Consider the following 18,615-nt stretch of genomic DNA (forward strand, 5'->3'; position numbering starts at 1 on the left):
TTCCCGCTGTGGAGGCCACGGCTTTCACGTAAAGGGAGGTGCCGGGACCTCCGCAAGATCTACCATTCGCGAGCCGAGAAGGGGGAGCTTTGGGCTGGCGCGAGGAGATCACCACGGCGGTCGACGAATGGATCGCCGTGGAAGGAGGAGCAGGTCAGCGCCCGCGGTGGCGAAGGATCGGCCGCGCGGCCCGGGCCGGCGAGCCGGGCCGCTATGCCGTGGATCTGCGCGGCACCGAACTCAACCCCGACCAGCTCGAAAGCCTGCGCCTCGCCGGGCCCGAGGAATCGGGTGTGGAAGCCGGCTTCGCCGTCACCGAAACCATGCAGAGCGGTTCGTCGCTGACCGTCGGGGTCGCCGAGTTCGCGGACCCGGTCGACCCCTTCCTCTGGGTTCTGCAACAGCCCCCCACCTTTCTGCTGGAAACCCTGAGGGACGGCATCGCCGGGTTGGGGGAAACTCCGCTCGGCAGCCTGCTCGCTTCCGGCAGCCCCGCCGGAGAGCCTGCCCGGACCGAGGCACCGGCCGGCCTCTTCCCCGAACAGGCGGAGGCGTACCGGGCCTGCCTGGGGACCGGCGTACGCCTCGTGTGGGGGCCACCCGGCACAGGGAAGACGATGGTGCTCACACTGGCCATCGGCGATCTGATCGCCGCGGGCAAGAAGGTCCTGCTCGTCTCCGCGACCAACATCGCCGTGGACAACGCCCTGAAGGGCGTCCTGAGAGGACATCGCCACAGCCCTGGCGACATCGTCCGCGTAGGCCCGCCCCAGCTCAAGGAGATCGCCGACGACCCGCAGGTGTCCCTTCCCCTCATGGTCCGGGCCCGGCTGGCCGACGTCGAGGGCCGGCGTGCCCGGGTGTCGGCGGAACTGCTGGGCATCCGCAGCCGCGCGGAGGATCTGGCGGAGCTGGAGGCGAGCCTCGTACGGTTCGATGCGGAGGCCTATGCACAGGCCAGGGCCCTGGTGACCGAGCCGTTCGGTGATGCGGCGTCGCGCGATGTACGGGTGACGGAACTGAGGAAGGCCGCCCGGGAGGTCGGCCAGACCCTGGCGGCGGCCGAACAGGACCTGAACAGGGCGCTGAAGGACCGGGACGACGCCGAGGACTCCCGCCACCTCTGGAAGCAGGTCGACGCCCTCCTCGACGAGGCGGACAGGGTGGAGCACGCGGCCACGGCAGCCGAGTCCGCCGCTCTTCAGAGCCAGGAGCGGCTGCGCCAGACGCAGCGTGTCCTACGCGAGGTCGAGAATCGGACAGGGCTCGCCAAGCTGCGCTCACGAGCTGAGCGAACTGAGGCTCAAGCCGCATGTGGTGAAGCGGGAGTCCAATACCGGGACGCGCACGACCATGCCCTCAAGGCTCGCGATGTCGCGGATCGTCGCCGGGCCCGGATCGCTGGGCAGACCGAGGAGATGACACGCGCGATCCCCTTCTCCGGCAGCGAGATCGACCGACGTGACACGGCGGTGCGAGACGCCGCCACCCGCTACCAGACCCTGACCCGGTCCATGGGCGAACTGCGCACGGCTCTCGCCACGGCCGAGGACGAAGCCGAGCGCGCACACCTCGCCGAGGCGCTCATTGCCACCGCGGAGGAGCATGCCTGGCCGGCCAGGCACAGGAAGGCCGCGACGCTGCGTTCCGTCGTCGCCGCCGAAGCGGCCCGGAAGGGAGCGCTGGAGCAGCAGCACAAGGAGATCCAGGAGGAGTACGAGCGGCTCGCCCGCGACACGCAGGGCGAGATCATCAAGAACGCCCGTCTCGTGGCCACGACCCTGGCCCGCTTCCGCACCAACCGGCATGTCTTCTCCGGCCACTACGACGTGGTCCTCATCGACGAGGTCGGCGCCGCTTCCCTGCCCGAGGTTCTGCTCGCCGTCTCCCACGCCCAGCAGACGGCCGTGCTCCTCGGGGATTTCATGCAGCTGGGCCCGGTCGTCCCCCGAGCGCTGAAGGACAAGAGGCGCCCCGACATCCAGCGCTGGCTGGTTCCGGACGTGTTCCAGCACTGCGGCATCACCGACCCGGCGGCGGCGCGGACACACCCCGCCTGTACGACCCTGGTGACCCAGAACCGGTTCGGCCGTGCCGTGATGGGCCTCGTGAACGGCCTGGCCTACGGTGGTGTGCTCAAGGCCGGCCCCGTCGTACGGAGCTCCAGGAGCTCCGAGGACCCGGAGATCGTTCTCATCGACACCGACGGGCTCCACGAACTCGCCCATGTCCATCTCACGGGCCCGAGCAAGGGCTGGTGGCCCGCGGGCCCGCTCATCTCCCGGGCCCTGATCGATCTGCACGGCGGGGACGGCGAGACCACGGGCGTCGTGACCCCGTACGGAGACCAGGCCGAGGCCACGCTGGAGGCGCTGCGCGACGTCGAACGGGATGGTGGTCCGAGCGCCGAGGTCGGCACCGCGCACCGGTTCCAGGGCCGGGAGTTCCCCATCGTCGTCTTCGACACGGTCGAGGGTGAACACAGCCGGCCGCTGTGGATGGCGAAGGCATCGCGCGCACCGGAGGCGAGCGACTGGATGCGCAGCGGGATCAGGCTGTTCAACGTGGCCATGACCCGCGTACAGACTCGTGTGTACGTCATCGCGAGCGGCACACGCATCCGGGAGGTGGCACGGAAGGCGCCGGACTCCCCGTTCGGACAGTTGGACGCCCTCATCGGCACGTCCGGAGTGCGGGTTCTCCCCGCCAAGTCTCTGATCACGCCGCCCGAGCTGAACGTGCCACGCGGGGAGTTCGGCGACCGTCTGGCGGAGGTCCTCTCACGGCACGTGGAGGTCAGTGATGTCGACGACGAGACGACGTTCTACGCGTCCTTCGTCGCAGCCATCAGAAGCGCGCGGACATCCCTGTGGCTGTGGACCCCCTGGGTGGCCAGGCGCGTCCGCATGATCCTCCCGGAGTTGCGCGCGGCGGTCGACCGAGGCGTACGGGTGACCGTTTTCGTCCGCGACCCCAGTGACCAGCTCCAGAAGAAGCCGGCGAACCTGTCTCTCGTCGAGGACCTGCGTGCGGTCGTCCACACGGTCGTACCGATGCACGTCATGCACCAGAAGATCGTCGTCGTGGACGAAAGGACCGTGATGCTCGGCAGCCTCAACGCCCTGTCGCAGAGCTGGACCCGCGAGGTGATGGTCACGATGCGCGGCGCCTGCTTCGCCCGCAAGATCCTCACTCACGAGCATGCCGAGATCTTCGCCCGCCCGCCGAAGTGCCCCCGGTGCGGGCAGGACGACATCGAGATCAGGCGCGGTGCGAAGGAGAACTGGTACTGGCGCTGCTACAACACGCGGTGCCCGACGGGTGGCGGCAACAAGGCCTGGAAGAAGGACATCGACCTCTGGCGTCGCCCGGGCAGCGCATAGCGGTAGCTCACCGCGAGCTGCGAGGCACGTCCTCCGCCAGGCGCTTCCGGCCGATGTAGCCGATACGCACGCGGCCCTCCTCGGTGACCACCCTCAGATGGATGCGGCCGGGCCTCGGCCGGAACCGGGTGTGGAGGCTGAACAGCCGCTTGGCTCCGTCGATGTCGGTGAAGTTGCACAGCCCGAGATTGATCCGGGTATCGCTCTCGGGGACCACCTTGATGGGCCAGACCGGTTCCGAATCCCCGGGCTTCCAGGCCTCGGCCGCTGTGTTGAGCCCGAGAAGCGCAGTCCGGACCGAGGGCACGGAGACACCCGGGAGGTTCCTCAGGTCGTCCTCCACGCCAGGGGCGAACTGGAGCGAGGCGAAGAGACTTTCGCGTTCCTCCCAGAGCTGCGCGCCGGAGGTGACGGCGTTCGCCGCGCTCTCGCGTATCCAGTCGGCGTGTTCCGCCACGTGCTCGGGTGTCGAGGCGTGCCGGACCTCCGCGCTGTCCTCCTGGACCTCGTCCTCGTCGACGAGGACGTACTCGACACTCAGCCAGGAGGCCTCCCAGGGCCGGGCGGTGGGAAGGCTGACGGCCAGCGTGTCCATGAGATGGGCGGCGGCGAGCCCGAGAACCCGGTCGCCGTCGTGACGGTACTCGACCTCCTGATCCTCGGGAGGGGCCGGCAGCACCGTGGAGTGCGGGGACTTGCGGTTGAGCAGCCGCATGAACCGCCAGTGGTCTCGGTTCTGGCTCTCGTTCCGCCACTGGGCGAGGTAGTAGCCGGGAGCGATCTCCAGGTCCTCCAGCCGGACCTCACTGACGAGACTCGCTCCGTTGTCCACCCGCCTGACCGCCTGGCAGACCTTCACGAAATCGCGCATGGCCTGCCCGGCCTCGTCCTGCGAGCAGTCGGAGACGCAGGACTTCTCGTTGAAGAACATGAGCACCATGAAGCGCCCCCCTTGTGGCTTCCGGAACTGACAGGCGGGCGGTCAGCCCAACAGCTGGTCGAGTGTGTTCTCCGACTCGTCGAAGAAGCCCTCCGGCCATTCGGAGAGCGATCCGTCCTCGGCAACCGCCGGAGTGATGATCTCCACGCCGGCCCCGTTGCCCCGGAAGAAGTGCACCGCCGTATCCCCGGCCGCGAGCCGCCCCTGCTTGACCGCGAGCCGGGTCCCGTCGAGTACGTGGTCGCTGTGGGTCTCGACGACGAGCTGCGCGCCGGCGGACGCCGCGGCGGCGATGAGAGAGGCCATACGGGACTGGCCGCGCGGGTGGAGATGGGCCTCGGGGTTCTCCAGCAGGATGAGGCTGCCGGGCCCGGCGGTGAGACACGCCACGACGATGGGGAGGGCGTACGTGAGACCGAAGCCGACGTTCGTCGGGCGTCGACGCCGGGTGGAGTCCAGGCCGGCGGTGCCGCCGAACCCGAAGCTGAGACGTACCGAGTCGATCCCGGGAATCTCCGAGGCTTCGAGGTTGACCCCGGGGCACAGCTCCTGCATCCACGCGACGACCTGGTCGAGCAGGGTGTGGCCGCCGGCCTCCGGGTGTCGGAGCGGGTGGCCGTCCGGTACGACGTCCTGCGCGTGGTGCCGCAGGAAGTTGACGGCGTGCTCGCCGCGTGCCCCGAGGAAGCCGCGGCCGATCGCCTGATGGTGAGACCGGGGATAGGTGGTGGCCGGCGTGATCCGGTCGGCCTTGAGGTACTGGAAGCGCCGGGAGAACAGGGGGACATCACCCCAGTCCGCCGGGCGTGTGGAGCTTTCGAGCGGAAGTACGTCCTGCTCCGGCGCATACCGGGCGGACCAGGCGTACGACTCCTTGTCGGCAGATTCGAACACGACGGAGATCAGCGGGTCCGTGCCCGGCCGCTCGGTGGTGAAGTCCTCGTGCAGGAGGTCCTGGCCCGTGCCCAGCTCCACGAGGTCACCGTCGAGGAGGAAACCCCCGTGGCTGTCGGTGTCCCCGTCGGTGGACATGAGGATGCCCGAGTCGTACGACTGACGGAGCAGCGCCAGGGACTGCAGGACCGTGCTCTTGCCCGAGGAGTTGAGGCCGGTGAGGAGTGTGACCGGGGCCAGCCGGATGTCGGCGGACCGGAACGCCTTGAAGTTGGTCAGCGACAACTGTTCGATCACTGGTTGCTGCCCCCGTTGGTCTGCAGGACGGTGCGGAAGAGTTCGCGGACCTTGGCGAAGCGGTCGACCACCTTGACCCGGTCGCCGGTGCCCACGGACACGGCCCGCTCGAAGTTCCGGTCGGTCATGAGCTGCTGGAAGCCCTCGACCACCTGTTCGCGGGACGCTACCAGCGCAGATCGTTCACGGTCCGAGAGAACGGCCAGATTCACGGAAACTGTCTCGAAGATGGCCTTGTTGACCGGTGAGCGCCGAGTCTGACCAGGGAACTGCTTGCGGAAGGCATGACCTTCGAAGATCTCTTCAGCCGTGATCATGGCCCGCCGGAAGTCGTGGGCGTGAGCCTCCCGCTCGTCCTCGGTGAGGCGGTTGACCTGGCGCATGGTGAGAGCGAGGAACTGGTCGAAGTCCTGGCTCCTGAACAGGTTGGGGTCGGTGAGCCGGAAGGCGAGGTAGCGCAGCACCATCTCGCGGTCCGCCATCCGCTCGCTGTAGACGCCGTAGCTGGTGGCCGAGGCGAACTCCGGCGATTCGGCGAGCGAGGACAGGAGCTGCCGTGCCGGGCCGGGGACGAGCGCGTGCCGGATCTCCTGGCGGGTCAGCGGGAGGCCACCGGTGTTGATGCGCGCGAAGATGTTGAACTTGACCTCTTCCGGAGTCCCCGGGCGGATGAGGTGGACGACGACCTGGCTTTCGTTGAGACGGATCTGCATACGCCCCGACAGATCGTCGTACCCCTTGCCCTCGAAGTCGTCCTTGAGGTACTCCAGCCCGCGCAGCTTGAGCGGACCCGAATCTATCCCCGCCTCCGCCAGTGCTTCGGGTGCGATGAACCGCGCGATGGCGGTGAGGCGCTGGATTCCGTCGACGATGGCCCAGGAACTGTCCTGGGCCCACGAGCTGTCGGTCAGTTCGGAGGCGTAGAAGGAGGGGATGGGGATGCGCAGGAGCAGGGACTCGATCAGCCGGCTCTGCTGCTCGTCCGACCAGATGCCCGCCTTGCGCTGGAAGTCCGGGGCGAGATCGATCATCCCGTTGACCAGCCGGGAGATCAGCAGGTTGATCGTCGGGTTGAGGGTCTGGATCTCGATCTTGGACGGGTCGTACGGTGCCGTGATCCGCTCATCCGCAATGTCCGGCTCCTCGTCGGGCTGCTCCAGCTCGACATCGGTGCTCCGGCCGCCCGCCCCGATCTCCACCAGGAAGCCCCCGCTGTCCTCGGCGGACGCATCGTCCAGATAGCGGCCGTACAGGGACAGCTGGTCCTTCGGCTGGGCTGCGCGGTTGCTGCCGCTGTCCTCCGGTGACATGTCTTCGTGTCCGTTCCCTCGTAGGAGTGGCTTCCTTCCACCGTGACCGTCACATCGTAGGTCGCTGTACCTTCGGAGCCCGGTGAGAGGGGGAGCTGGTGCTGGGGAAACGCTATGACCAGCGTGTGCTGGTGCTCGTCGAGGTACGGGGGGAGCAACGCGACTGGGACGAGGCGGAGCGGGTGTTCGACCAGCGGGGCTGGCCGGTCGTCACTGGGTTCACGCGTGGTGAGGGCGCGTCGCGGGGGGTGCTGCGCGAGGCTCCCTCGGCACGGCTGTACTCCGTCGAGGTGCGGTTCTTCGGAGCCCGCAACCGGCGCACCGAGCGGGCGGCCGCCTGGCGGGTGGAGCAGCTGGCACGGGCGGCCGGTCTGGAGATGTACGCCCGGCGCTGCGAGCTGGTGGACCGGGACCGGGAGCAGCTGACTGGTTGGTGGGCGCATACGGTTGATCACAGACCACCTCGCGCACCCGCCCCGAGACCACTGACATGGATGGCGAGATTGAGCCGAGCGGCCGCAGTGTCGCGTGCGCGCATCTCGGAGAGGTGCGGCTACCGCGACACCGGAATGGTGGTCACGGGTACGGCATCGGAAGCCCGTCGGCTCTCCCGTATGAACCTGCCCGGAGGTTCCGCTCCCGGGGCTGCCGTCGATGTACGGCCGTTCTACGGTCGGGAGCGAAGCCACATCGTTCCGCGTCGCGAGGAGGATGGTCGGCAACGTACGTTCCGCGTCGTGGTCTGGCTGCTCGCCATGGCCTTCTGCGCGGCGGTCGCCCGGCAGCACAGCGGTGTGCGGGCATGGGCGTGGGCCGGCATCGCGGTGCTGTGCTTCGTCGGGGGAGCCCGGCTTGCATATGGCCTGTTCGCGGTCGGCGGCCGCGTGGGGAGTCTCCTCGTGTGCGGTGTGATGGCGGTGTACCTCCTCGCCGTCTCCCTCGGCGCGGGTACGGGGGACGGCAGAGGCTGGACTCCGGTGGAGATGCTGTCGGTCTTCGCCGTCACGGCGACGGTGGGAGGGATCTGGCTGCTGGTCCGCCAGTGGACGTGGGGTGAATGGCTCGCCTGGGCGGCGCCGCTCGTCTTCACTGCTGCCGTGTCCCTTGTGGTGGCCTCCGGATCGGTGCTGCACGCGCTGTACGCGGACAGTCTCGGCGTGACACCCGATGACCTCGGCGTCCCCGGGATCTGGCAGGCCGCGTCGGCGGTGAAGCTGCTGAGTCTGCTCAGCTATGCCCTGTTCGTCCCGGCCCTCTGGGGCATCGCGAAGCACGTGCACGCACCGTTCGTCAGCCCCGTCGAGCGGCTGGGGGTTCCGTTGTACGTGCTCACCCAGGTAACGGTGGTGTTGGTGTGTGGGTTGGGGGCGCTGGAATCGGCGCGGGAGGCGGTGGAGGACTTCCGTACGGCCGCGGCTCGGAAGACGGTGCCACCTTCGTACTTCGGGGTGGAACCGGAGTGGATGTGCGTCGAGCCGACGGTTCCCGCGGCGAAACTCGGCAGTCGGGGTGGTGTTCTGAAGCCCGAGCGCCCGTACCTGTCGTTCGGGGAGGCCGGAGGAACGGTGTCGCTCTGGGACGAGCCGGCGGGTACGGCAATGCAGATGCCCGCCGAGCAGGTACGCCTCGTTCCTGCGGCCGACGGCCGGGTCCGGTGCACCTTCTCGTACGAGCGCCTACCGAAGGACGGCTGACTCCGTCAGGCCGCGAAGTCCTCGTCGAGCTCCAAGGACAACTGGCCCTCGGGCACACGCCTTCGAGGCTTCACCGGGGCCGGATCCGGGGGCGACTCTGTGGCCTGGCGTTTACCGGCCTTACGGGAGTGGGCACGCCGTTGGCGCTCCCGCACGGTCTCCCCAGGGTGGCGGCCGTCCCCGAGCTCTGCCGCGATGGTGACGGAGCCCCCATGGTCTTGCCCATGAACTGGTCCAGCTGCAACTACCAGTCGATGTCGTCGAGTTCTGCGCGGAGAGGGAGATTGCGTAGACCACGGACGGCAGCGTATGGGATCACCGGTCTGGGGGAGTGCTGATCTCCGCCCAGACGGTCTTGCCGGGGGCGGCTACGCGGGGTGTGGTGCCCCAGTGGGTGGCGAGGGCCGCCACGAGGAGCAGACCACGGCCGGCCTCGGCGTCCGGCGTAGGGGAGGCGAGGGCGGGAATCCGCTCGGTGCGGGTGTCGGTGACTTCGATACGGATGGTTGTGGCGTCGGCGTCCGCGTCGACGGTGAGGCGGAGATGGAAGTCCCGGCCGGGGACATGGCCATGGCGTACGGCGTTCGCGGTGAGTTCGGCGGCGAGGAGGGTGACGGTGTCGTTGGTGGTCGTGTTGTACGGGTGGCCCCACTCGTGGAGACGGTGCGAGACGAGGCGCCGGGCGAGCCGTGCGCCGCGTGGGGTGGAAGTGAAACGCATGTCGAACTCCTGGGCGGGAGCATTGGGTTCGTGCGCGGGCTGGGTGGGGTGAGTTGTGGACTTCATGCCGCCAACGGTGGCGTTGCGTGAGTAACGTTGACCAGGAGTGACGCGCGGACGGGTGCGGGTTGTATGCGTCGGTGCGGAGGGTGTCGGCGGTGCGGGGCGTGACCGGCGGGACGGCCGGGGCGTTGGGCGTGGGAGGCGCGGATCATGGACGATCAGCAGGCGGAAGCCGGGTACGAGGCCGAGCAGGGGGCGACGGGCATCCTTCAGGTGTTCGGGCGGCAGCTGAAGCGGTTCCGGGAGTGGGCGGGGCTGGAGCGGCCGGAGTTCGGAGCGATGACGGGGTACTCGGCGTCGACCATCGCGGCGTTCGAACAGGGGAGGCGGATCCCGCCGGGGAAGTTCATCGACCAGGCGGATGAGTTGCTCGGGGCGCGCGGCATCTTGAAGGAGATGAAGGAGGAGGTGGCGCGGGCGCAGTACCCGGCGTTCTTCCGGGGCGCGGCGAAGCTGGAGAAGGAGGCTGTGGAGCTGCACGTGTACGCGGTGCAGGCGGTGCCGGGGTTGTTGCAGACGGAGGAGTACGCGCGGGCGGTGTTCGCGATGTGGCTGCCGTTGCTGGACGAGGCGACGATTGAGGAGCGGGTCGCGGCCCGGTTGGAGCGGCAGGCGATCTTCTCGCGGATGCCGATGCCCACCATCAGCTTTGTGATCGAGGATTCGATGCTCGGGCGCCCCCTTGGCGGCCGGGAAGTGATGAGGGGGCAGCTGGAGCAGATCCTGTTGGCCGCCCAGCGGCGCAATGTTTCGATCCAGGTGATGCCGACCCGCCTTGAGGAACATGCGGGGCTCGGTGGTTCGTTCACCTTGATCGAGACAAAGGAAGCGCGGAGGATGGCTTACGTGGAAGCGCACCAGGACAGCCGTCTGTACACCGAGCGCAAGCCGGTGCGGGAGTTCGAGGAGCAGTACGGGCTCCTCAGGGCTCAGGCGCTCACCCCACGTGAGTCGTTGAACGTCATCGAGAAGGCGCTGGGAGAGGTATGAACACGACGGAGCCTGTGCGGCCTGTGCCGGAGTCGGCCTGGTTCAAGAGCAGCTACAGCAGTGGCGCAGGTGGCGAGTGCGTGGAGGTGGCGAACGCCGTCGGTTCGACCCACGTCCGCGACTCGAAGAACAAGGCCGGGGCCATGCTGAGCTTCGATGCGGAGCAGTGGGCGACGTTCGTCGCATTCGCGGCGCACTGACCTGTACGACAACGCGGGCCGCGTCAACCTCGGTTGGCGCGGCCCGTTCGTCTTCCTACGCGTCAGCCCTCGCGGGCGGCGTCCACCGGCCGGCAGCGATCTCCGCGTCGACCCGAGCAGAGAAGTGCGCGTGCGCGGCCCGCATCTCGGTCTCGCGGTCGGCCTTGTAGAAGGGCGCGGTGTATCCCTCGGGCGGTGGGGTGGTGGCGGGGCTGGCCAGATGGTCGAGGAGGGCTAGATAGTCCTCCTTTGTCTGGCCGTGGCCGTAGGTATTGAAGTCACCCGCGATCTTGCTGCCGTTGGCGTCGAAGTAGGTCACCGACTCGTAGTTGTACAGCTGCGGGTAGCGGGACCTGAAGATCGCGACGAGTTGGTCGGCGGTGATGCCGAGCCAGACGGCGACCAGGGCGTCGAGCTCTACAAGCGCGGCGCGGCGCTCGTACTCCGTGCGGAGCGGGGTGGCGTACTCCCAGGTCGGCTTGAGGTCGGCGGCGAGGGGATGCAGTCGGGACCAGTGGGGATTGGCCCAGTCTTCGTATCCTGCCCAGCGGGGGTCGAACAGTTCCGCCCAGAGGGGGGCGTAGTGGATGGTGAGGGCGTTGAGTCGGAGAGTGCGGAGGAGGAGTGCGGGGGCCAGGGGGTGCTTCGGGTTGGGCGCTGGCATCTTGGCGGCCTCGGTGACCTGGAGGTGCGAGCGGCCGGTGATGCGCAGCAGGTAGTCGAGCGGCAGCGTCGCCCAGAAGCCCGCGTTGAGGGCGGTCAGGCGCTCGTCCGTCAAGGCTGCCGAGTGCACGGTATGGACATGGGCGGGGCCAGGCGGGATGAGGGCTGCGTGCAGGCAGCGGCTGCTGTCGAAGGGGATCATGACCCGCCAGGCCAGACGGAAGTACGAGGTGGACGGCGCTCCGCGCCAGGAGTCCTGGGCCGTGAGATACGTGGTCTCGTCCGTGGCGCGCACGTAGTTGGTCACCGGAACGTAGTCCTCGGACAGCTCCGTCGTGGCGAGCAGATCCCAGTCCCTGTTGCTGCGACAGGGGATCCTCGGCTCCTTGGAATAGGGAAGCGCCGCCGCGAAGTGTGGCCCCTGGAGGATGACGTCCGAGAGACACGAGACAGTCTGGTTTCCCCAGTGGATCAGCCCGTCATGCTTCGCGCTGGCTTCGTGGAATCGGCTCGTGATCAGCGGTTGGTAGTCGGCCAGGCTGCCGCGATGTGCAGCGAGAGCCTCGATGGCTCCTTGCTCGCTGCGCAAGACGGGGTACAGCAGGGGAGTCTGCGCCGCCGGACCGGCCGAGTCTGTGAGGGTCTGCCAGCTGGCCAGCAGATCCGTGTCCACATGCACTACGCGCTCGCTATGCGGCCGGATGTCCCAGGAGCCGTTGTGCTTGATGCCGGGCGCCTCGCCGTGTCCGTCATGGGCCAGTGATGCGGGCAGCGCCTCCGCGTCGCGCAGTTCGCTAAGGTGCAGGAAATCGGGGTCGCGAGGCGTTCCGTAGATGTGCATCGCGAATTCCTGCGACCGGTTGAGATCTTCGAAGGCCCAGTTGGCTGAGTTGACGAAGTGTGCGTGTACCCGCAGATGCCGGTATGCGGCGGCCCGGATTGTGCCCTCGCGCACACCGCCGAAGTGCGTATCCGGGTGGAGTAGTCCCGCGATGCCGCATTGCGCCACATGCCGCCACACCTGCGCCATGAACGCCCGGTAAAGGTCGCCTTGGGTTCCTACGAGTATGGGATACACGGCTGGGCTGCCCAGCGCAGCAACGAACCCGGCATGGACCGCCAACTCACCAAGGAATGAGGTCCGGCTGTTCTCGTCAGTGATCAGCACCTCGTCCTTGCGCAGCCGCCACTCAGCCGCCCCTGGTTTCTCCGCGAGCACGAACCAAGGCTCCGACTCCGCCAAAACCAGATCTTCCTGCCATCGTGGACGTACCCACGGCGGGTTACCCACCTGCAAGTCATAGCCACCCTGCTCGAAGACCTGGGCATACTCCAACTCCCAGTGGAAGAAGCCCTGCTGGGTGGCGATGTCCTTCGATTGGGCTGCCCACGGGAAGCGGGACTCCAGCCAATATGACCGATCCATACCCATCAAGTCCGGCAGCGCGTCCTCGTACGGCGTCAGTTCCGTAAGCGACTCGAACTCCGCGATCAGCGACTCCGCCGGAACGTCCTGCGTCCCCAACAGCGACTCCGCGAAGTCCAGCCAGTCGTCCAGGTTCGCCAGCGGGATCACCTCGCGGCGCCGCTCAGCGATGGACTCCTTGCGGCGGCCCATCCGACGCTTGGCCACGGCCTCCTGGGTGAGGGAGAGCTGCTTGGCCTCCGTGCCGAAACCGGGGAGGGCCTCTTCCTCCCAGGACATCAGGACGCCGGCGTTCTCGTCGTCCTCCGTCCCCGAGACGGCCAACTCATACGCGGCCGACTGCTCCGCCAGCTCCGCCGCCTGCCGGTAGCGAGGATTCGTGCCATTCAGCAGCGACGCCTCCTGGACCGGCCAGAACCACAGCGCACACCACGCGTCCATCAGCGTCTTCAGGCGCCAGTACGGGGTGTCCACCGCCTCAAGGTCGGCCAAGACATCCTCGCGCTGGACCGCCTCCACCGGCTGGCGGAGCCACTCCGGCTCCGCTCCCCAGACGTCGATCTTGCGGCTGATGTCCCGCTCGGAGATCTCCAGGCGGCGGACCACCAGCTGCCACAGGTACTCCGCCCGACGCGCAAGCCCTTGAAGCCGGGCCGTCTGCTTCGCGCTCGGCGACTTCGTGATCGCCTTGCGCCAGGCGCCGAGCGCCTTCGCCTCCTCCGGGGCCAGGGCCTTCGCCTCCTTCTCGGCGGCGACCGCGCCCCACTCCTTCGCCGGGAGCAGGAAGTGGTGGACCGAGCCCGACGGCAGGCCCGACCCAGCATCCTTGAGGGGGAAGCGTTCCGGCGTGGCGCCCAGCCAGCCGCCCTTCTTCAGGCGTTCCGGACCGTAGATCTCTCTACGGCCCCCGATCAGGGAGTTGCCCCGCCGCAGGTGGAGGCCGAACCACGGCGCCTCCATGCCCGGATGCATCGTGTTCAGCCACAGCGAGACCTCGGCCAGCTCGACTGCCGTCGAGTTGAGGTCCACGCCGTAAGAGTTGTGCAGCGCGATGTACGCCTTGGCCTTCTGGAGCTCCACCGGGTACTGCTCGGTGTCGATCGCCTGGCCGGTCTCCTCCTGGCGGCGGCGCAGGTACTCGGCCGCGACCTGGTTGATGGCCTCGTTCAGGAACGCGCCCGAGCCGAGGGCCGGCTCGCAGATCTTCCAGTCCAGGAGTTCCCGGGCCTCCGTGACCGTGTCGTCCTGGTCCAGGCGGTGCTGCAACGCCAGCTGGACCGTGACCTTCGTCAGCGATTCCGGCGTGTAGTACGAGGCCGAGGTCTGGCGGTCGCGGCCCGAGAGACGGTAGACGAACGAGCCCGGGCGGTACCGGACCCGGACATCGGCGCCCGTCTCCTCGTCCCGGCGGCACACGAAAACGGAATCGGCGTACTCGTCGGCCTTCGAGGACGGGATCAGCCAGGAACCGTCCTTCGGGTCGCCGTTCTTCGCGACCTCGTACAGCTCTTCGCCGGCGATGAAGCCCGCGTACGACATCAGCCCTTCGTACACGGCGCCCAGCTGGTTGATGCCGAGCTGCGCGTACGAGATGAAGCCGCCTCGTTCGCCCTTTCTGCCCCGGGTGAGCATCAGCTTCCGCAGGACCTTGTACAGGGTGGCGTTGCGGAGGCGGGTGTCCAGGTAGCGCGGGCGCTCGTCCGAGTCGTCGTCGTGGCGGGGGTCCTTGACCGACTCCGCACCGATGAGGCGGATCGATTCCGGTTCGAAGAGCTTCGAGTGGAGGGGTTCGAAGCGGAGGCCGACGTCTTCGGAATCCTTGGCGCTCACCCCGTGCGTGCGGCGCGGCCGGTAGCCCTCCTGGACCTTGCTGAAGAGCAGGTCCAGGGACTCGTACAGGTACACGCCCTCGCGGGCCTTCTCGCCCACCAGGTCCCGCTCCGCGACGAGCTCGCCGAGGCGGCCGAGGCCGTACCCCTGGTGGTACTCGGGGTAGTCGGACGGAAGGATGCCGAGCTCCGGGCGGGCCTCCGCGTACAGGAGGAACAGGATGCGGTACAGGTAGCGGAGCGACTCGCGGGTCAGCTGCCGAGAGAGTTCCGGGAGTTCCTTGACGTCCTCCAGGCGGACGCCGTCATGGCTGGTGATCCGTTCCAGGACCTCGTTCGCGATGAGTTCCACGGATTCGCGCAGGCCGTCCCGGAGTTCGGACGAGACGCCCACGGCATGCTTCGTGGACTTGTCGACGAGCCCGGCGAGAGGGTTCTCACCGCCCTCCTCCGGAGTGCGCAGCGAGTCCGCGCCGAACAGGGCGGCCAGGGTGTCGAGTTCCTGGCCGTCCTTGGTGTTGTTGCGGTCGAGGGCCGTGTCCAGGGAGGCCGCCAGGTAGCGGCCCTCGCCCCACGCGGCCCGGTCCGCGAGGACGATCACGCCGCCGGCGAGCAGCAGCACGTACCGGGGTGCGTCCTCGCTCGCGAAGAGGAACGAGGCCAGCTTCGAGCCCGTACGGAGGGAGTTGGACGCGTCCAGCTGTACGGGGGTGAGGAGGCGGCCGGGGCCGTCCGGGTCCAGGGCCGCGTCGGGTTCGGCAGCCCAGCCGCAGTCGACGGCCACGAGGCCCTGTTCGGCGTGCGCGACGGGGATCTCGTAGGTGTGGTCCGCCCGGGACACCGTCAGGGTCCGGGGCTTGGCGTCGTAGCCGAGGGCGCGGAGGACGGAGGCGTTGAGGGAGGTCGCGCGCTCGCGCCACTCGGGTGCGTCGTACGTCGTCGCGTCGTCGGGCGTGACCGCCGCCTCCGCGAAGAAGGCGCGGGTACGGAAGTACGGGCGGCGCAGGGCGCGCAGACCCAGGCGGGGCGTGACCGGGAGGGCGTCCGGGTCCGGTTCCTGCTCGGAGTCGGAGTCGGAGGACGAGGACCTGGCCTCCTCCTCGCGGGTCCTCCAGGCCGCGAGGAGCCCGGACTTGAGGTCCTTCGGGAAGACCTCGGCCAGGTAGTGCGCGGAGAAGTAGTCACCGCGGTTGACCAGGGAGTCGTACGTCATGGGGATTCTCCTAGGCGTGCGCGGCGGAGCCGTGGGCTGAGTCGAGGACGGCCAGGACGCGCAGCATCGGGCGGCCCGTCGTCAGCAGGGAGTCGGCGAGGCGGGAGAGGTCGTCCTTGGTCTCCTCGCCCGCGAGGGTGGGTTGTTCCCACTGGCCCAGGCGCTGCCGGTACTCCTCGATCGGGGCGAGGAGCGCCTTGTCCCACTCCGAGCTGTGGCGCGAGAGGAAGGCCTCGGCGGCGTCCAGGGCCGTCGGGATGCCGGCCCGCAGGCCGTCCACGTCGTGGGGTCGCAACGGGTTGGCCATCGTCGGGCCGATGCCCGCCTCGCGCAGTGTCCCCACCATGTCGTCCGTGACGTCCTCGCCCGTGACGGCCATCCACTTCACGACCGTCGGGCGGCCAAGGGCGTTGGAGTAGATGCCCTGAACGAGGTACACGGGGGCCTCGACGTCGGCCGTGATGACCGGGGCCTCCTGGCGGCCCAGCTTCACGAGGACCTTGTCGGTCAGCCACTCCACCACCGGGTGGAGGTCGGTGAGCAGGGAGATCTCCGGCCAGCTGGAGGTGCCCGACTCGCGGGCCCGTACGAGGGCGCGGTCGGCCAGCTTGCGGTTGAGGGTGACCAGCAGGCGCTCGCTCAGGCGCTGCTCGCGGCGGTAGTCGGGCGGAAGCGCCTTCAGCCGGTGCACCAGATCGACCGGGGGCTTGAAGGAGATCAGGCCGTTCTCGGGGTCGCGGTCCATCCCGAGGGACTGCTGGGCGTCCGGGAAGACCTCCCGTACCGCCTCGTCGACGAACTCGCGCGTGGTCGTGAAGAGACGGGGCACGTGGGCTTTCGGCGGTGCCGAGGACTCGTCCGGCGCAGACGCGGACGTGGAGGCCTCCGAGGCGGGCTCGGCGGACACGTCGTCGACCTGGGCGAAGAAGTCGGCCAGGAAGTCGTCCGCCCCGCCCGCCTCATCGGCGGTGTGCTGGAGCGACTCGTCGACCGTGCGGCCCTTGAGGAGGTCCTGGATCAGCGACTTCTCCTCGGCCTCCGCGCGGTACAGGCCGGAGACCGCCTCCGCCGTGCCGAGCGAGCGGTGTGCCTCGTCCTCCCGCTCAAGGAGACGCTCGGCGACCGTGCGGTCGTCCTTCGCGCCGTCCACCTCGCTGGTCAGGATCAGGGCGCGGAACTGCGGCTTGTGGACCTGCCCGTAACGGTCGATACGGCCGTTGCGCTGCTCGATGCGGATCAGCGACCACGGAACGTCGTAGTGGATGAGCTGATGGCACTGCCGGTGGAGGTTGACACCCTCGGAGGCCACATCACCGGTGAAGAGGATGCGTACGGGTGCGTCGGCGAGGCCGAAGTCCTCGACGCACTGCATCTGCTGCTCGTCGGAGAGGCCGCCGTGCATCACACGGGCCGCTTCCTTCAGGGCCTTGCCCTTGAAACCGAGTGCGGCCGGCACGGCGGACCGCAGCCACTCCAGGGTCTGGACGCGCTCGGAGAAGACCACGACTCGTGTCTCGCTGCGCGGCCCGACCCCGATCGCCTTCAACTGCTCGACGAGAGCAGCGAACTTGGCCGAATCCTGCGAGGTCAGACCGGCCGTCAGCTCCCGCAGACGCTGGAGAGCGGCCAGTTCGGTGGCCGTCGCGTCCGGGTCGTTCTTCTTCTCCAGCGTCTTGATACGGGTCTCGACCGTCGAGCTCAGGGCGGCGTGCGAGGAGAGGAAGGACTTGAGCAGCGTGTACGGGAAGAGTGGGACCTCGCTCACCGAGCGGCCCTCGGCGGGCAGCCAGACCTGGGCCAGCTCCTCGAAGATCTTCTCCTCGGCCGGGGTCGCCGGGCAGTGCACCGACTCGGAAGGGCCCCGGTCGGCCCACTGGCCGGACATCTTCTCCCGTACCTCGGCGCTGACCTTGGTGCGGCGGATGAACAGGTGCTTGATGTCCTCGGCCGAGTACCGCTCCGGGTCACGGATCGCCGCCGGGTCGAGCAGTGCGATCAGCTCGGCGAACGAGCGGGCGTTGCCGTTGTGCGGGGTGGCGCTGGCGAGGATGAGGGCGTCCGTCTGCGGGGCGAGGAGCTGCGCGAGCTGGTTGCGCAGCGAACCGCGGTTGATCAGGTTGTGCGACTCGTCGATGACGACGGCGTCCCACCGGATGTGCTCCAGGTGGTGCTTGTACTGATCGGTGTTCTTGAGGGTGTCGATCGAGACGATCACGCGCTTGAAGAACGTGAAGGGGTTTCGGCCCGCCGGGATCTCCCGCTGGATCCGCTCGATGCCCGCGGAGTCGAGGCGGATCAGCGGGATGGCGAACCGTGTCCACAGCTCGTGCTGGAACTGCTCCAGAACGTGCTGCGGGGTCACGACGAGGATCCGCTCACCGCGGCCGCGGCGGATCAGCTCCGCGAGGGTGAGTCCGATCTCCAGGGTCTTGCCGAGGCCGACGACGTCCGCGATCAGCATGCGGGGGCGCAGGTTCCGGCCCGAGAGCGCGAGCTGCGCGGGCCGCTGCTGGTAGGGGAGCGAGTCGAGCAGGAAGCTGTCGGCGAGGGCCAGACCGCGCTCGGACTGGGGTAGTGGGGTCTTGCGCAGGATCGCTTCGAGGAAGAGCCGGCTGCGGCGGAAGTTCGGCGAGTCGTCGCTGATCAGGGTGGTCTTGGCGGGGTCCATCAGCTCGATGCCGGGCACGCCGTCGCGGGTGCGCTCCAGGCCGGTGAAGAAGACGGCCTCCTGATCGCGGACGAACTCGGAGATCCCGACGGCCTCGATGCGATCGCCGTCGTGATCGGTCCGGGTGACGTTCTTGACCAGCCATTCCTCATCGCGTACGACGATCTGGGCGCCGGGCGGGAGACTCGTACCGGTGCCCGGGGCGGACTGCCGACTGGACTGCTGGGCGGTCACCCGCGATACCTCCTGATAGCTGCTGAACTGTGTAGATCTTCGTGCGGGCCACGGCCCGGGACAAGGGGCGACGGTCACCTCTGTCCGGCCC

10 protein-coding genes are annotated in these 18,615 nt (G+C 68.6%); 4 read left to right on the forward strand and 6 right to left on the reverse strand.

Features of this window, described 5'->3' with window-relative positions; genetic code table 11:
• Positions 1–89 precede the first annotated feature (89 nt).
• Complete coding sequence (locus tag BT364_RS16310; protein ID WP_072485897.1) at positions 90–3,383, forward strand: AAA domain-containing protein; 3,294 nt, start codon at positions 90–92, stop codon at positions 3,381–3,383.
• Positions 3,384–3,390: 7 nt separating this feature from the next.
• On the opposite strand, the gene BT364_RS16315 is transcribed toward BT364_RS16310, so the two are convergent.
• From BT364_RS16315 to BT364_RS16325, 3 genes are read right to left on the reverse strand one after another with little or no spacing between them, the layout of a single operon-like run.
• Positions 3,391–4,323 (reverse strand): hypothetical protein, encoded by a 933-nt coding sequence (locus BT364_RS16315; protein WP_072485898.1) that lies wholly within the window; start codon positions 4,321–4,323, stop codon positions 3,391–3,393.
• A gap of 42 nt (positions 4,324–4,365) precedes the next feature.
• Positions 4,366–5,514 carry an AAA family ATPase gene (locus tag BT364_RS16320; RefSeq protein WP_072485899.1) on the reverse strand — a complete coding sequence of 383 codons (1,149 nt, stop codon included), beginning with the start codon at positions 5,512–5,514 and terminating at the stop codon, positions 4,366–4,368.
• Complete coding sequence (locus BT364_RS16325) at positions 5,511–6,824, reverse strand: DUF262 domain-containing protein (RefSeq protein ID WP_079179492.1); 1,314 nt, start codon at positions 6,822–6,824, stop codon at positions 5,511–5,513. The genes BT364_RS16320 and BT364_RS16325 overlap by 4 nt, the downstream gene beginning before the upstream one ends.
• Positions 6,825–6,922: 98 nt before the next feature.
• On the opposite strand from BT364_RS16325, the gene BT364_RS16330 reads away from it, so the two are divergent.
• Positions 6,923–8,518, forward strand: a complete 1,596-nt coding sequence (locus BT364_RS16330) for an NnrS multi-domain protein (RefSeq protein ID WP_256259860.1) — start codon at positions 6,923–6,925, stop codon at positions 8,516–8,518.
• A 315-nt stretch (positions 8,519–8,833) separates the two neighbouring features.
• On the opposite strand, the gene BT364_RS16335 is transcribed toward BT364_RS16330, so the two are convergent.
• Positions 8,834–9,304 (reverse strand): ATP-binding protein, encoded by a 471-nt coding sequence (locus tag BT364_RS16335; protein WP_371268594.1) that lies wholly within the window; start codon positions 9,302–9,304, stop codon positions 8,834–8,836.
• A 147-nt stretch (positions 9,305–9,451) separates the two neighbouring features.
• On the opposite strand from BT364_RS16335, the gene BT364_RS16340 reads away from it, so the two are divergent.
• Together BT364_RS16340 and BT364_RS16345 are read left to right on the forward strand one after the other, a co-directional pair.
• Positions 9,452–10,291, forward strand: coding sequence for a helix-turn-helix domain-containing protein (locus BT364_RS16340; protein WP_072485901.1), 840 nt, complete (start codon positions 9,452–9,454; stop codon positions 10,289–10,291).
• Positions 10,288–10,491 carry a DUF397 domain-containing protein gene (locus tag BT364_RS16345; RefSeq protein WP_072485902.1) on the forward strand — a complete coding sequence of 68 codons (204 nt, stop codon included), beginning with the start codon at positions 10,288–10,290 and terminating at the stop codon, positions 10,489–10,491. The genes BT364_RS16340 and BT364_RS16345 overlap by 4 nt, the downstream gene beginning before the upstream one ends.
• Before the next feature lie 55 nt (positions 10,492–10,546).
• Here the strand turns inward: BT364_RS16345 and BT364_RS16350 are convergent, their stop codons facing one another.
• On the reverse strand, positions 10,547–15,622 hold the full coding sequence (locus BT364_RS16350) for a restriction endonuclease (RefSeq protein ID WP_072485903.1): 5,076 nt from the start codon (positions 15,620–15,622) through the stop codon (positions 10,547–10,549).
• A gap of 10 nt (positions 15,623–15,632) precedes the next feature.
• Complete coding sequence (locus BT364_RS16355; protein WP_072485904.1) at positions 15,633–18,524, reverse strand: DEAD/DEAH box helicase; 2,892 nt, start codon at positions 18,522–18,524, stop codon at positions 15,633–15,635.
• Positions 18,525–18,615: the final 91 nt, after the last annotated feature.

This window comes from Streptomyces atratus (assembly GCF_900119365.1).
Taxonomy (GTDB): domain Bacteria; phylum Actinomycetota; class Actinomycetes; order Streptomycetales; family Streptomycetaceae; genus Streptomyces; species Streptomyces atratus_B.